Source organism: Clostridioides sp. ES-S-0190-01, from assembly GCF_020658275.1.
Classification (GTDB): domain Bacteria; phylum Bacillota; class Clostridia; order Peptostreptococcales; family Peptostreptococcaceae; genus Clostridioides.
This window is the reverse complement of sequence record NZ_JACVWA010000015.1, coordinates 264,530-278,401: the sequence shown is the minus strand read 5'-3', so window position 1 is coordinate 278,401 and position 13,872 is coordinate 264,530. Positions and strand designations below refer to the sequence as shown.

Below are 13,872 nucleotides of genomic sequence, written 5' to 3'. Positions count from 1 at the left end.
ATAGGGATATAAAGTGTTGACTAATTAAGGGAGGGGTAAGATGACTAAAAGAAATAAAAGTGTTACATTAATTATAATTCTTTTAATGGCATCATTATTTCTGATATTAGGATATCTATATATAGAAGATACAAGAAAACTTCTTATATCAGAGGCAGAAGTACATATAAAAGAAGTTGCGATACAAGGTTCTCAGTTAGCACAAAGACAAATTGAAAAAGATTTAGATATTTTAAATATTTTTTCAAGTTATTATACTTCAAATCCTAACATGTCTAATGAAGAAAAAATAAAAAAGCTTTTAGATGAAATGGAAAACCAAAAATTTTATACTATGGCAATTGTTGATATAAATGGGAATGCAGAAAATACTAAGGGTAATAAGTTTTCTGTTAAGGATAGAGAATTCTTCAAAAATTCAATTAATGGTAAAAAGTATGTTTCAAGCCCATATATTGATGAAGTAAATAAGTCTGTAAAAAAGATTACTATCTCAGTACCAATATTAAATAATGATAAAGTAGTTGGAGTTTTGTATTGTACTTATGATGTCAATACTCTAATGAAACTTATAAATGTATCTTTTTATGAAAATAATAGTATATCTTATGTTGTAAAAAATAATGGGACAGTTATACTTCATCCTCAACAAGATAGATTATCAAGAAATATTTATGAATTGTTAAAGCAGGATAATGATATTAAAGATGTAAATCAATTAAAAAAACAATTAGAAGAAAATAAAACAGGTGCTGCAATCTTAAATATGTCAGGAGAAAGACGATACCTAGGATATGCTACTATGGATAATGGAAAGAAAAAAGATAATTATATAAAGGATTGGAACTTGATTTTTTCAATTCCAGAAAATGTTATATTCCGTAATTCTGAGCAAATTATTAAGAGAGCTGTATATGCAGTATTATTGATTATATTTGTGTTTATTGCAATTATTTTCTATATAATGTACATAAAAAAATCTAATGAAAAAGAAATATTAAGTTTAGCATATGAAGATAGAGTTACACATATAGGAAATCAAAATAAATTTTATAGAGAATGTAGTAAGTATCTTTTAAATAAACCATCTTTAAATTATATTATAGTATATTTTGATATTGATAATTTTAAAATGATTAATGATACTTTTGGATATGAATTTGGTGATAATCTATTAATTACTATAGCAAGTGCTTTAAAAGAGGAACTAACAGAAGGTGAAATATATGCACGGCTTTCAAGTGACTATTTTGCTATTTTTTGTGAATATAAAAATGGAAGAAATAAAATTATAAAAAAAATTGATAGTATACGAAGTAATATTGAAAATAATCTAAATACAGTATTTGAAATTTCTCTTTGTGTGGGTATTTACTTCGTAGAAGAAGGAGAAGTAGATGCTCAAAAGGCTGTAAATAAAGCTAATATGGCAAGGTCTGTTGCCAAAGGTAAAAATATAAACTATGCTATTTATAATGAAGATGTTAGAAATAAGCTTAGTGAGGAAGCTATAATTTTAGATGATATAAAGACAGCATTAGTAAAGAATCAATTTGAAGTTTATTATCAACCTAAGTTTTCACTTGTAAATGGTGAGATGATAGGAAGTGAAGCACTGATAAGATGGAATCATCCTGAACATGGGTTTATAAGTCCAGCTATATTTATTCCAATAGCAGAAAAAAGTCAATTGATTTTAAAAATAGGTAGATTTGTATTTGAAAGAGTTTGTAGCGATTTATCTAAATGGGAAAAACAAGGGAAAAAATTAGTACCAGTTTCAGTAAACCTATCTAGAGTTGAGTTATATCAACCAGATATTGTAAAATTTATCAATAGTACTATCCAAACATATAACATACATTCAAATTTAATTGAATTAGAGATAACAGAAACTGTAGTTATTAATGAATTAAATATACTAAAAAGTGTTTTAAATGAATTAAGGAAGCATGGATTTTCAATTTCTATGGATGATTTTGGAACAGGTTATTCTTCTATTAGTTGTCTAAGGGACATGCCAATTGATGTATTAAAATTAGATAAGTCTTTTCTTAATGGTATTGAAAATGATGAGAAAAGTCGTAATATAGCAAAGTCTATAGTATCTCTAGCAAAATCATTAGATTTAATTGTAATTATAGAAGGCGTTGAGAGTAAGAAACAGGCTGAGTTAATGAAGCAATTTGGATGTGATTTAGTTCAAGGGTTTTATTTTGCAAGACCAATGCCAGTTCAAAATTTTATGAAATTACTTTAAAAATAAAATTTATTTTTTCATATAAAACACTATTATATATGCTTGGATTTAATAAATGCTTGCTAGATAATTAGTGTTTTTATTTTGTAAGATTCAGATATGAGGAAAGTAATTATCTTTTATAAAAATCTGTTAAAAATAAATTATTTTGGATATAAATATGTTATTAACAAAAAAATAGTACTATAATGTATAGATGATAAAAAACTTAAATAAAAATTTAATGATAGGAGTTGTTTGAGTATGATGGATATAAGCATTGATAAAAAACTTAAGGACAAATGGCCTGATGCAAAATTAGGATGTATCCAAGCAAAAGTAGTAGTAAATAAAAGCTCAGAAAAGTTAATAAATGGGATAAATGAGTTTTGTGATATTTTGAATCAAAAGCTAGAAATTGAAGATATTACGAAATTGGATAAGATTAAAGATGCAAGAGATGCATATAAAGAACTTGGTAAAAATCCAAGTAGATATAGAACGTCTTCAGAAGCATTAGTTAGAAGAATTGTTCAAGGTAAGGGTCTATATACAATAAATAATATAGTTGAAATAAATAATCTAATATCTATAAAATCATTATATCCAGTTGGTACATATAATGTAAGTAAACTACATCCACCAATATGTTTTACTGTAGGTGATGAAGGCGAGCAGTATAAAGGTATTGGAAAAGAGTTGATAAATATAGAAAATCTACCTATATTATCTGATTCATTAGGTAAATTTGGAAGCCCAACTAGTGATTCCGAGAGAGCTATGATAACAACAGATGCAATTGAAATACTAATTTGTATATTTTCATTTAGTTCGGAATCAGATATTGAAGAGTACTTTGGATACGCTAAGGATTTACTTAAAGAGTATGCAGATGGAAAGGATATAGAAACTAAAATAATTAAATAATAATTATATAAAATGTATATAACAACGTTATGTTAAGTTGGATACCAATATATAAGAATGAATCAAAAAAGGAAACTAACAAGATATTAGTTTCTTTTTTTGGAAATAGTAGTTTAATGTAACAAAAATAGACAGATAGCCACACTGATGCTTAAAAGTATGGTAATATATTATTATAGCAGAGGTTATATTTAAGGGATTTTGAAAGGGGGAATTGACAATAATCATTTTATCTGAAATATAAATTGATATCATGTAAATAACTCTATCTTTAAAAATATAAATTAATAATATAATAGTTTGGGTATATAGAAGAAATAAGGTTTTTTAAAACTAGTAAAGTACATAGGTAATTATAATGAAGAAAGGATTTAGTTATGATTGAAGGAAAAGAGGCAAAACAAGAAAGTGGGCAAAAAAATCTAAAAGTTAAGATAGCTATAGTAGTAGGTGTTTTGATTGTAGCTTATATAGGGATGGCAATCTTTTTTAGAAATCATTTTTACTTTGGTACAACTATTAATGGTGTGAAAGCTTCAGGAAAGACAGTTGAACAAGTAAATGATTTATTAGCATCAAGTACTAATTCTTATACTTTAAGTCTAGAGGAAAGAAACAATAAAAAAGAACAAATAAAAGCAAAAGATATAGATTTAAAGTTTACACCAGATGATAAGGTTCAAAAAATAAAAGATAGCCAAAGTGCGTTTGGATGGATTGGTGGAATATTTAAATCTAAAGAGTATAATAATATGGTAACTCTTTCATATGATAAAGATTTACTAGAAAAAGGGTTTAATGCTTTATCTTGTTTTGATAGTAAAAATGTTGTAGAGCCTAAGAGTGCATACCCTAAGTATGATAGCAGTAAAAATGCTTATGTTATAGTACCAGAAGTACTTGGAAACAAAGTAAAAAAAGATGATTTTTATAAATTAGTAAAAAAATCAATTAATTCTGGTGTTACTTCTGTTTCTTTAGAGGAGAGTAAATTATATGAAGTTCCAAACAATACAAAGGATTCAGAAAAGTTAAAAGAGGCTATTAAGACATTAGATAAATATGTCAGTGTAGTTGTTACATATGATTTTAGTGACCGTAAGGAAACTTTAGATGGCTCTGAGATTAATAAGTGGTTAAAGGTAGACTCAGAAAAAAATTATGACATAACTTTCGATAATGATGTGATGGTAGAGTATACAAGAGGATTAAGCAAAAAATATAGTACTTTTGGAGATTCAAGACCATTTAAAACTGCAACTGGCAAAGAGATTACTATTTCAGGTGGAATTTATGGATGGTTGATAGATAAAAAGAAAGAAGCAGAAGCTTTAGTTGATGTTGTAAAAGCTGGAAAAAATGTTACAAGAGAACCTATCTACATACAAAAAGCTGTATCTCGTAATAAAGATGATATTGGTAATACATATGTTGAGATTAGTCTTTCTGACCAACACATGTGGTTCTTTAAGAATGGAGAAATGCTTGTATCAACAGATGTTGTAACAGGCGATTTAGGTAGAGGATTTGCTACCCCATCAGGGATATATCCTCTTAACTATAAAGCTAGAAATGTTTCTTTAACTGGTCAAGGCTATAGTTCACCTGTAAGTTATTGGCTTCCATTTAATGGAAATATAGGAATTCATGATGCTACTTGGAGAGGTTCTTTTGGTGGAGGTATATATAGATCTTCAGGTTCACATGGATGTGTAAACACACCTTTTTCTAAGGCAAAGAAAATCTATGAAAATATAGAACCAGGTACACCAATTATTTTATACTAGTAAAAATATTGTTTATAACGATTAAGTGAAGTCATCTTAGTTTTTTTAGATGGCTTCTTTTTTATATAGAAAGGAATGTATATAATGAATGAAAAATTAATTAAAATTTTAGATGAAGCAAAGAACGATTCAGAGTTTAAGAAAGAGATTATGGAAACAAGAAAACAACGTGATGTTATGGATTCATTTTGTAAAGTAGTTACATCTAGAGGATATGATATAACGATAGGTGAACTTTTTTCTATAGGAGAAGAATATACATCCAATCTTTTAAAAAGCGTAAATGGAGGAGCTGCATATCCTATTGAAGATTGGAGTGATTGGTTCGAGGATTTTTTCATCATGTTGGTGAATATATAATATATAAACTAATTAGTGGTATTACTTATTTAAAGTTAAGATAATGATTGAGGGACTAAAGTATTTAAAAATAAGTGTAAATTTTATCAATCTTAAAAAAGGATTAACTTATATCTAATAAATTTAGAAAAAATTAAACTAAAATAAGCTGACAAAAATCGATATGAGCTGATGATTTATAAAAGTTAGATGAAAAAATATAAGATATTTCTAAAAATTCAAAAAAAACAATAAGTTTTATCATTCTATGTGTTGAAAAAAAAGATAAAAATAATTTATATGGAATAAATAAAATTATATGTAAAAAAAAATTGAAATAAAAATTGAAAATGTCGATAAACCGTTAATTTCAAAACAAAATAACGCTATTGACAAACCATATTGCTTTAAATTATAATTATTGAAAATAATGATATTTAAAAATCATACTCATGTCATAGTCTAAAAGTAAGTCAAAAAAGAATGTAAGTCTAAGCAAGTACTACTCTAAAATATGTTTTATTAAAAAATAAATGTTGAAAAAAATTAATTATTATATAAAAATGCTGTTTATACTTTAACAATGAGGTAGTAATCTAATTAGAATAAAAAACTCTAATTAGTTATATACATAGTAAAAAGGTAAGAGAGGTGATTTGGATGGCTTTTGAAATAATAAAAAGCATTGTTGAGGCAGAGCAGACAGCAGACAGTATTAAAGTAAAAGCTGTTACTGATGCAGAGTCTATCAGAGCTGATGCTGTAAACGAATGTGAAAGCATCTTGACTGATGTAAAAAAGCAAGCAAAGCTTATGGAAGAAACTCTTGTTGAGAAGGCAGTCACCGACAGTAAAGCAGAGGTTGATAAAATCTTGGCAGATGCTAAAAGTGAATGTCTGAAAATTGAAAAAACTGCGACAGAAAGACGAAGTAAGGCAATCGAAGCGGTTATTGGAAAGGTAGTGAGATAATATGGCAATAGTTAATATGAACAAGATATCTATTGTTGGCTTAGAAGCTCAAAAAAGCCAAATTTTAAAGCTACTTATGAACCGTGGATTTGTTCAGATTGATGATAGTGCCTTTCTTACTGAAATGGATGAGTTAAAAAATCATCTTACAAAAGATGGTGAGGAGTCAGAGGTTATAATGCTAGAACAGAAGATGGCACATGTGAATCAAGCGATTGACATTGTTTCTTCACTAGTGAAACAAAAGAAAGCTATGTTTGCACCAAAAAGAGAATTTAACAAAATTGACAGTGAAAAAGAAGATGAAATTTATGCTGAAGTTTTGGAGTTAAATAATCTAAATAAAGAGATAGGTACAATAAGGAGTAACATAAATTTATTAAATAATAATAAAAGTATGTTAGAGCCATGGGTAAACTTTGATGTTCCTTTTGAAAAGATGGAAACTAAGTATACAAAAACTATTCTAGGAACTATACCCACAAATGCAAATATTGATGCTTTAAGAGTTAGACTAGAGGATGAAGTGCCAGAAAGTGTTCTTGGAATTATTGATTCTGACAAGTTAATGAACTATGTTTATTTAATTACTTTAAAAGAAACTTTTGATAATGCTACAGAAGTTCTTAAAGAATTTAATTTTACAATAGTTACATTACCAAGTGAGGAAGGTACACCATCACAAGCTATCAAGAAATACAATGAAATGATAATTAGACAGGAAAACGTTTCTAAAGATAAGACAGAAGAAATCAAAAATCATGGAAATAATATACACATGCTTGAAAATCTATATGACTTTTACACTATAGAAAGAGACCAGAAAAAGATTATAGAGAGACTTGTAAAAACAAAAACAACATTCTGTCTTAATGGTTGGTTACCAAGTAAAAGTGCAAGCGACCTAATTAGTGAAATCACAGAAAAGTTTGATTGTTGTGTTCAAACAGAGGAAGGAAACAAAGAAGAAGGTTTCCCGATTCTACTTGAAAACAATAAACTTGTAACACCTTTTGAAAGTGTAACAAACATGTACAGTTGTCCAAGCACAAAAGATATTGACCCAAATACGATTATGACTTTTTTCTATGTTGTATTCTTTGGAATGATGCTAAGTGATGCTGCATATGGGATAATAATTGCCCTAGCTTGTGGATTTATTGTATACAAATCAAAAATGAAAAAGGGTGAAGGAAATTTAATTAAACTTATTGGTATTTGTGGAGTTTCAACTACTATATGGGGTCTTATATTCGGGGGTATTTTGGGGGATTTAGTTCCTATAAAAGCTTTAATTAATCCTTTAGAGGATGTTATGGTACTTATGGGGATGTCATTACTGTTCGGTATTATCCATATATATGTAGGTTTGGGAATTAAAGCATATACATTAATAAGAGATGGAAAGGTAATAGATGCAATTTTTGATATAGGGTTTTGGTATTTATGTATAACAGGGGTATGTCTACTTATAATACCTTTTGTTGCAGGAGATATTGGCGTATTTTCTGAAGTAGGAAAATATTTAGCAATTATAGGTGCTATAGGTCTTATCCTTACTCAAGGAAGAAGCTTTAAAGGTGTTCCTGTTAAGCTTTTTAAAGGATTTTCAAGTCTTTATGGTATAACAAGTTATTTTGCTGATATATTATCTTATACAAGAATTATGGCTCTTTGTCTAACAACAGGAGTTATAGGGCAGGTTATCAATCTTTTAGGGGCTATAGCTGGTCCAATATTTGCAGTTGTAATTGGTGTTGTAGGACACACAATAAACCTTCTTATAAATGCACTAGGTGCATATGTTCATACAAGTAGGTTACAGTATGTAGAATTTTTCAATAAGTTTTATGAAGGCGGAGGAGTTCCTTTTGTTCCGTTTAAGTATAAAACAAAATATACAAGCATTAATAAAAAGGAGATGTAAATATGGAATTTTTAAACGCGTTAGGAAATGGTCAATTTTTGGCAATATCAGGAGCTGCTATAGCAGCGTTATTTGCAGGTATGGGTTCTGCTAAAGGTACTTCAATAGCAGGTCAAGCCGCAGCAGGTGTTGTAACAGAAGACCCTAGTAAATTCGGTCAACTTCTAGTTTTGCAACTTCTTCCTGGTACACAAGGTCTATATGGATTTATCATAGCTTTCCTTATTTTATCAAAAGCAGGAATTATTGGTGGAGATGCGATACCAACATCAGCTCAAGGTTTACAACTTCTTATGGCAGGACTTCCAATTGGTCTAGTTGGCTTAGTATCAGGTATTGCACAAGGTAAGGCAGCAGCAGCAGGGGTTGGAATAGTTGCTAAAAGACCTGAAGAACTTGGTAAAGCTATAACATTTGCAGCGATAGTTGAAACATATGCTCTTTTAGGACTACTTGTTTCTTTCTTAGCTTACAATGGAATTGCAGTTGGTTAATTATAGAATATAATTCATAAGTAAAAAAAATGAAAAGGAGGAAGCACTCCTATGGGTAATGAACAAAAAATGATTGACAGAATTATAGCTGATGCCAAACAAGAGGCACAAGAAATATTGGATAAAGCTAAAAGTGAAGCAGATTTAAAGATAAGTTCAGCTAATGAAAAAGCTGAAAAGGAAATGGCTTCCTATACAAAGCTTGCAGAGGCAGAAGCAGAGAAAGCAGCTTCTAAGGAAATATCAGGAGCTTATATGGAGGCTAAGAAACAAATATTATCAAAGAAACAACAGATTTTAGAAGCAGTAATTTTAGAAGCTAAAAATAAACTTCTAAATCTTAAAGATAGTGAATATGAACAAATTATATTAAATATGATTGAAAAAGCGAATTGTACAGATGGATCTGAGATAGTATTATCTAAAAAAGATAGAAAAACATTAAAAGATGTATTATCTAAAAAAGGCATTAAAGTATCTGATGAAACTAGAGATATTACTGGAGGTTTCATAGTTAAAAAAGGTGACATTGAGTATAATTATTCGTTTGAAGCTATAATTGCAGTAGAGCATGAAGATATTGAGCAAATTGCAGCAGAAATTTTGTTTAATTAAGGAGGGGGGTTAAAAGATGGCAGAAGAAAAAACTTATCCCTATGCCGTGGCACGAATAAGAGTGCTTGAAAAACAGCTTCTTAACAGACAAATGTTTATTCAAATGGCAGAAGCTAAAAGCCCTGAAGACTCTTTAAGAATTATAGCAGAAGCGGGTTATACGGATTCGTCAAATAATAATGTTCACAATTTTGAGAATGTTTTGACTCAAGAATTATCTAAAACATATGAAATTCTTAAAGGTCTAGCCCCTGAAGAAAAATTTGTTGATGTATTCCTTTATAAAAATGATTATCATAACTTAAAAGTTTTGATTAAAGAAGAAATTTCTGGTGTAGATGGTGAAAAGTACTTAATTGATGGAGGTACAATTTCACTTGCGAAGCTTAAAGAATCTTTAGCAAATCGTAGTTTTAGTGATTTACCTAAGATAATGGCAGGAGCAATAATAGATGCATTTGATATTTATAGTAAAACACAAAATGGTCAGATGGTTGATATTGTTTTAGATAAAGCAACTTTTTCAAGTATGAAAGAGACAGCTACAGAAAGTCAAAATAAATTTGTAATAGATTATGTTATGAAAGTTTGTGATTTAACAAATCTAAAGAGTTTTATAAGAGTTAAAAACATGAAGAAAGATTTTGATATGTTTATGAATGTGTTTGTTTCAGGTGGCTCACTTGATAAAGAAAAATTCTTAGAAGCTTTTTCTTCAGACACTCCAGCATCATGTTTTAAATCTACTTCTTACTCTGATGTCTGTAAAAATGGCATGGATAGTGGATTTACTGTCTTTGAAAAACTTTGTGATGATTATCTTATGGAATATGTTAGAGATGCAAAATTTAAACCTCTTACACTAGAACCGCTAATTGCATATTTATATGCTAAAGAATCAGAAATAAAAACAATTAGGATTATTATGACTAGTAAGCTTAATAATATAGACGCAGATACTATAAAAGAAAGGCTAAGGGATGCTTATGTATAAGGTAGGAGTAGTTGGAGATAAAGATAGCATCATGGGATTTTTAGCTCTTGGAATAGATATCTTCCCAGCCTATGATAGTGACGAAATTAAAAAAAGTATACATAAGTTGGTTGAAGATGAATATGCGATAATTTATATTACAGAACAGGCGTCATTGCTTGCAAAAGAATCAATAGCAAAATACAAAGACTATCAACTTCCTGCTATTATAGTTATTCCAGGTATTGGAGGAAGTATGGGATTAGGTATGAATGAAGTAAGAGAATCTAGTAAACGTGCTATAGGTGCAGATATATTATTTAAAGAATAGATGCAAATTGAATAAGAGACAATCTCAAATTTTGTTAATGCTAAAAAATGTATTGATAAAATATAGGAGGGAATATTTAAATTTTGATAAAGTATATGATTGCAGGTGAGAGAATATGAAAACAGGCACAATTGTAAAGGTGTCAGGACCGCTTGTTGTAGCGGAGGGCATGAGAGATGCGAATATGTTTGACGTCGTAAGAGTTTCTGATAAACATCTTATAGGCGAGATTATTGAAATGCATGGAGATAAGGCTTCTATACAGGTTTATGAGGAAACTTCTGGTCTAGGACCAGGAGAAGAAGTGGTTTCTCTTGGAATGCCTATGAGTGTTGAACTTGGGCCAGGTCTTATTTCAACTATTTATGATGGTATTCAACGTCCACTTGAAAAAATGTATGAAATTTCAGGTACTAATATAACTAAAGGTGTTGAAGTATCTTCACTTGATAGAACAATTAAATGGGAATTCAAACCTAAAAAATCTGCTGGTGATAAAGTCGTAGCAGGAGATATAATTGGGGTAGTTCAAGAAACTGCTGTAGTGGAATGTAAGATTATGGTTCCTTATGGCGTAAAAGGTACTATAAAAGAAATATATTCTGGAGAATTTACTGTTGAGGATACAGTTTGTGTTATCACAGACGAAAAAGGTAATGATATAGCTGTAACTATGATGCAAAAATGGCCAGTTAGAAAAGAAAGACCATATAGGGAAAAGAAAACACCAGATTCACTTCTTGTTACAGGTCAAAGAGTTATAGATACATTTTTCCCAATTACAAAAGGTGGGGTAGCAGCTATTCCAGGACCTTTTGGAAGTGGAAAAACTGTTACACAGCATCAGCTTGCTAAATGGGCAGATGCAGATATAGTTGTATATATAGGATGTGGAGAACGTGGAAATGAAATGACAGATGTTCTTCTTGAATTCCCTGAACTAAAAGACCCGAGAACAGGTGAGTCACTTATGCAAAGAACAGTACTTATAGCTAATACATCAGATATGCCAGTTGCTGCGCGTGAGGCCTCTATATACACTGGTATTACAATAGCTGAATATTTTAGAGATATGGGATACAGTGTTGCACTTATGGCAGATTCTACATCAAGATGGGCAGAGGCTCTTAGAGAGATGAGTGGTCGTTTGGAAGAGATGCCAGGTGAAGAAGGTTACCCAGCGTATTTAGGTTCGCGTCTTGCTCAATTCTATGAGAGAGCAGGAAAAGTAAACTGTCTAGGTATGGATGATAGAGAAGGAACTCTTACAGCAATTGGTGCTGTTTCTCCTCCTGGTGGTGATACATCAGAACCTGTTAGCCAAGCAACACTTCGTATAGTAAAAGTATTCTGGGGACTTGATGCTTCATTAGCATATAAACGTCACTTCCCAGCAATTAACTGGTTAACAAGTTATTCACTTTATCAGGAGAAAGTTGATGTATGGGCAGATAAAAATATAAATGATAATTTCTCAGCTCAAAGAGCTCAAGCTATGAAACTTTTGCAAGTTGAATCTGAGCTTCAAGAGATAGTTCAATTGGTTGGTGTTGACTCACTTTCAGATGGAGATAGATTGATACTAGAAGTCACTCGTTCTATAAGAGAGGACTTCCTTCATCAAAACTCTTTCCATGAAGTTGATACTTATACATCACTTCACAAACAGTATAGAATGATGGGGCTTATTCTAAAATTCTATAAGTCAGCACAAGATGCTATTAAGCAAAATGTTACTATAAATGATATTATCAAGCTTTCAGTTCTTGAAAAGATTGGTCGTGCTAAGTATGTAGAAGAAGATAAACTAGATGCTGCTTACGATGCAATTGAAGATGAAATAGACAACGAGCTTGCTGACCTTATTAAGAAGAGGGGGGCTGAAGAACTATGATAAAGGAATATAAGTCAATACAAGAGGTAGCTGGTCCTCTTATGTTAATAAACGGCGTAGAAGGTGTAAAATTTGATGAACTTGGAGAAATTGAGCTTTCAAGTGGAGAAATTCGTCGTTGTAAAGTTCTAGAAGTAAATGAAGATACTGCACTTGTTCAACTTTTTGAAAGTTCAACAGGTATAAACCTTGCTGAAAGTAAAGTACGTTTTTTAGGAAAGAGTCTTGATTTTGGAGTTTCACCAGACATATTAGGTCGTGTTTTTAGTGGGATGGGTAAACCTATTGATGGTGGACCAGAAATTATACCAGATAAAAGACTTGATATAAATGGTGCACCTATAAATCCAGCAGCACGTGATTATCCAGCTGAGTTTATACAGACTGGTGTTTCTGCTATAGACGGACTTAATACCTTGGTTAGAGGGCAAAAACTTCCTATATTCTCAGGTTCTGGTTTGCCACATGCTAATCTTGCAGTTCAAATTGCAAGACAGGCAAAAGTTCGTGGAACTGACTCTAAGTTTGCCGTTGTATTTGCAGCTGTTGGTATAACTTTTGAAGATGCAGATTTCTTCATAAGTGATTTTAAAGCAACAGGAGCAATTGACCGTTCTGTGGTATTTGTAAACCTTGCAAATGACCCAGCAGTAGAGCGTGTATCTACACCTAGAATGGCACTTACAGCAGCAGAATACCTTGCTTTTGAGCAAGATATGCATGTACTTGTTATAATAACAGATATTACAAACTATGCAGAAGCATTACGTGAAGTTTCCGCAGCCAAAAAAGAAGTTCCAGGACGTCGTGGATATCCAGGTTATCTTTATACTGACCTTGCTACAATGTATGAAAGAGCAGGAAAAATGAAAGGACATGAAGGGTCTATAACAATGATTCCAATACTTACAATGCCTGAGGATGATAAAACACATCCAATTCCTGACCTTACAGGATACATTACAGAAGGACAAATTATACTTAACCGTGAACTTTATAAAAAAGATATACAACCTCCTATAGATGTTTTACCATCACTTTCTCGTCTTAAAGATAAGGGGATTGGTAAAGGTAAGACTCGTGAGGACCACGCAGATACAATGAACCAGCTTTTTGCAGCATATTCAAGAGGTAAAGATGCAAAAGAACTTATGGCAATATTGGGTGAATCTGCACTTTCTGAAATTGATTTAATGTATGCAAAATTTGCAGATGAATTTGAGAAAGAATACGTTTCACAAGGATTTAGAACTGACAGAACTATTGAGCAAACATTAGAAATTGGATGGAAGCTTCTTAGTATGTTACCAAAAAGTGAACTTAAACGTATTCGTGATGAATATTTTGAAAAATATATGCCTAAGGAGTGATATC

12 protein-coding genes are annotated in these 13,872 nt (G+C 30.7%); all 12 read left to right on the top strand.

The genetic code is table 11. The features are described from left to right. Window positions 1-40: 40 nt before the first annotated feature. The 12 genes from IC214_RS04730 (at window position 41) to IC214_RS04675 (ending at window position 13,868) form a co-directional block, all read left to right on the top strand. Window positions 41-2,260 (top strand): EAL domain-containing protein, encoded by a 2,220-nt coding sequence (locus IC214_RS04730; RefSeq protein ID WP_227482029.1) that lies wholly within the window; start codon window positions 41-43, stop codon window positions 2,258-2,260. A 243-nt stretch (window positions 2,261-2,503) separates the two neighbouring features. Then, window positions 2,504-3,166 carry a phenylalanine--tRNA ligase beta subunit-related protein gene (locus tag IC214_RS04725; protein WP_227866310.1) on the top strand — a complete coding sequence of 221 codons (663 nt, stop codon included), beginning with the start codon at window positions 2,504-2,506 and terminating at the stop codon, window positions 3,164-3,166. 377 nt (window positions 3,167-3,543) lie between these two features. Next, window positions 3,544-4,953 (top strand): L,D-transpeptidase family protein, encoded by a 1,410-nt coding sequence (locus tag IC214_RS04720; RefSeq protein WP_227830891.1) that lies wholly within the window; start codon window positions 3,544-3,546, stop codon window positions 4,951-4,953. A gap of 84 nt (window positions 4,954-5,037) precedes the next feature. After that, entirely contained in the window at window positions 5,038-5,313 is a 276-nt protein-coding gene (locus IC214_RS04715) for a Nif11-like leader peptide family natural product precursor (RefSeq protein ID WP_227866309.1), read from the top strand. Window positions 5,314-5,952: 639 nt separating this feature from the next. After that, on the top strand, window positions 5,953-6,264 hold the full coding sequence (locus tag IC214_RS04710) for a hypothetical protein (protein ID WP_227433997.1): 312 nt from the start codon (window positions 5,953-5,955) through the stop codon (window positions 6,262-6,264). Window position 6,265: 1 nt separating this feature from the next. After that, the gene (locus tag IC214_RS04705; RefSeq protein ID WP_227830890.1) at window positions 6,266-8,191 is read left to right on the top strand and encodes a V-type ATP synthase subunit I; all 1,926 of its coding nucleotides are present in this window, start codon (window positions 6,266-6,268) and stop codon (window positions 8,189-8,191) included. A gap of 2 nt (window positions 8,192-8,193) precedes the next feature. Continuing rightward, entirely contained in the window at window positions 8,194-8,685 is a 492-nt protein-coding gene (locus tag IC214_RS04700; protein ID WP_021385913.1) for a V-type ATP synthase subunit K, read from the top strand. A gap of 51 nt (window positions 8,686-8,736) precedes the next feature. Beyond that, entirely contained in the window at window positions 8,737-9,300 is a 564-nt protein-coding gene (locus IC214_RS04695) for a V-type ATP synthase subunit E (protein ID WP_227433964.1), read from the top strand. 16 nt (window positions 9,301-9,316) lie between these two features. Further along, on the top strand, window positions 9,317-10,294 hold the full coding sequence (locus IC214_RS04690) for a V-type ATP synthase subunit C (RefSeq protein WP_227433965.1): 978 nt from the start codon (window positions 9,317-9,319) through the stop codon (window positions 10,292-10,294). Continuing rightward, window positions 10,287-10,604 (top strand): V-type ATP synthase subunit F, encoded by a 318-nt coding sequence (locus tag IC214_RS04685; RefSeq protein WP_009893746.1) that lies wholly within the window; start codon window positions 10,287-10,289, stop codon window positions 10,602-10,604. Before IC214_RS04690 ends, IC214_RS04685 begins: the two co-directional genes overlap by 8 nt. Before the next feature lie 115 nt (window positions 10,605-10,719). Beyond that, window positions 10,720-12,498, top strand: a complete 1,779-nt coding sequence (locus tag IC214_RS04680; RefSeq protein ID WP_227866308.1) for a V-type ATP synthase subunit A — start codon at window positions 10,720-10,722, stop codon at window positions 12,496-12,498. Continuing rightward, window positions 12,495-13,868 (top strand): V-type ATP synthase subunit B, encoded by a 1,374-nt coding sequence (locus tag IC214_RS04675; protein WP_227433968.1) that lies wholly within the window; start codon window positions 12,495-12,497, stop codon window positions 13,866-13,868. The genes IC214_RS04680 and IC214_RS04675 overlap by 4 nt, the downstream gene beginning before the upstream one ends. Window positions 13,869-13,872 lie beyond the last annotated feature (4 nt).

Excerpts from the sequence above, each read along its gene's own strand:
- IC214_RS04680 (WP_227866308.1), top strand. The coding sequence starts at position 10,720 with ATGAAAACAGGCACAATTGTAAAGGTGTCAGGACCGCTTGTTGTAGCG.
- IC214_RS04720 (WP_227830891.1), top strand. The coding sequence starts at position 3,544 with ATGATTGAAGGAAAAGAGGCAAAACAAGAAAGTGGGCAAAAAAATCTA.
- IC214_RS04695 (WP_227433964.1), top strand. The coding sequence starts at position 8,737 with ATGGGTAATGAACAAAAAATGATTGACAGAATTATAGCTGATGCCAAA.
- IC214_RS04725 (WP_227866310.1), top strand. The coding sequence starts at position 2,504 with ATGATGGATATAAGCATTGATAAAAAACTTAAGGACAAATGGCCTGAT.
- IC214_RS04690 (WP_227433965.1), top strand. The coding sequence starts at position 9,317 with ATGGCAGAAGAAAAAACTTATCCCTATGCCGTGGCACGAATAAGAGTG.
- IC214_RS04715 (WP_227866309.1), top strand. The coding sequence starts at position 5,038 with ATGAATGAAAAATTAATTAAAATTTTAGATGAAGCAAAGAACGATTCA.
- IC214_RS04730 (WP_227482029.1), top strand. The coding sequence starts at position 41 with ATGACTAAAAGAAATAAAAGTGTTACATTAATTATAATTCTTTTAATG.
- IC214_RS04700 (WP_021385913.1), top strand. The coding sequence starts at position 8,194 with ATGGAATTTTTAAACGCGTTAGGAAATGGTCAATTTTTGGCAATATCA.
- IC214_RS04685 (WP_009893746.1), top strand. The coding sequence starts at position 10,287 with ATGTATAAGGTAGGAGTAGTTGGAGATAAAGATAGCATCATGGGATTT.
- IC214_RS04675 (WP_227433968.1), top strand. The coding sequence starts at position 12,495 with ATGATAAAGGAATATAAGTCAATACAAGAGGTAGCTGGTCCTCTTATG.
- IC214_RS04705 (WP_227830890.1), top strand. The coding sequence starts at position 6,266 with ATGGCAATAGTTAATATGAACAAGATATCTATTGTTGGCTTAGAAGCT.
- IC214_RS04710 (WP_227433997.1), top strand. The coding sequence starts at position 5,953 with ATGGCTTTTGAAATAATAAAAAGCATTGTTGAGGCAGAGCAGACAGCA.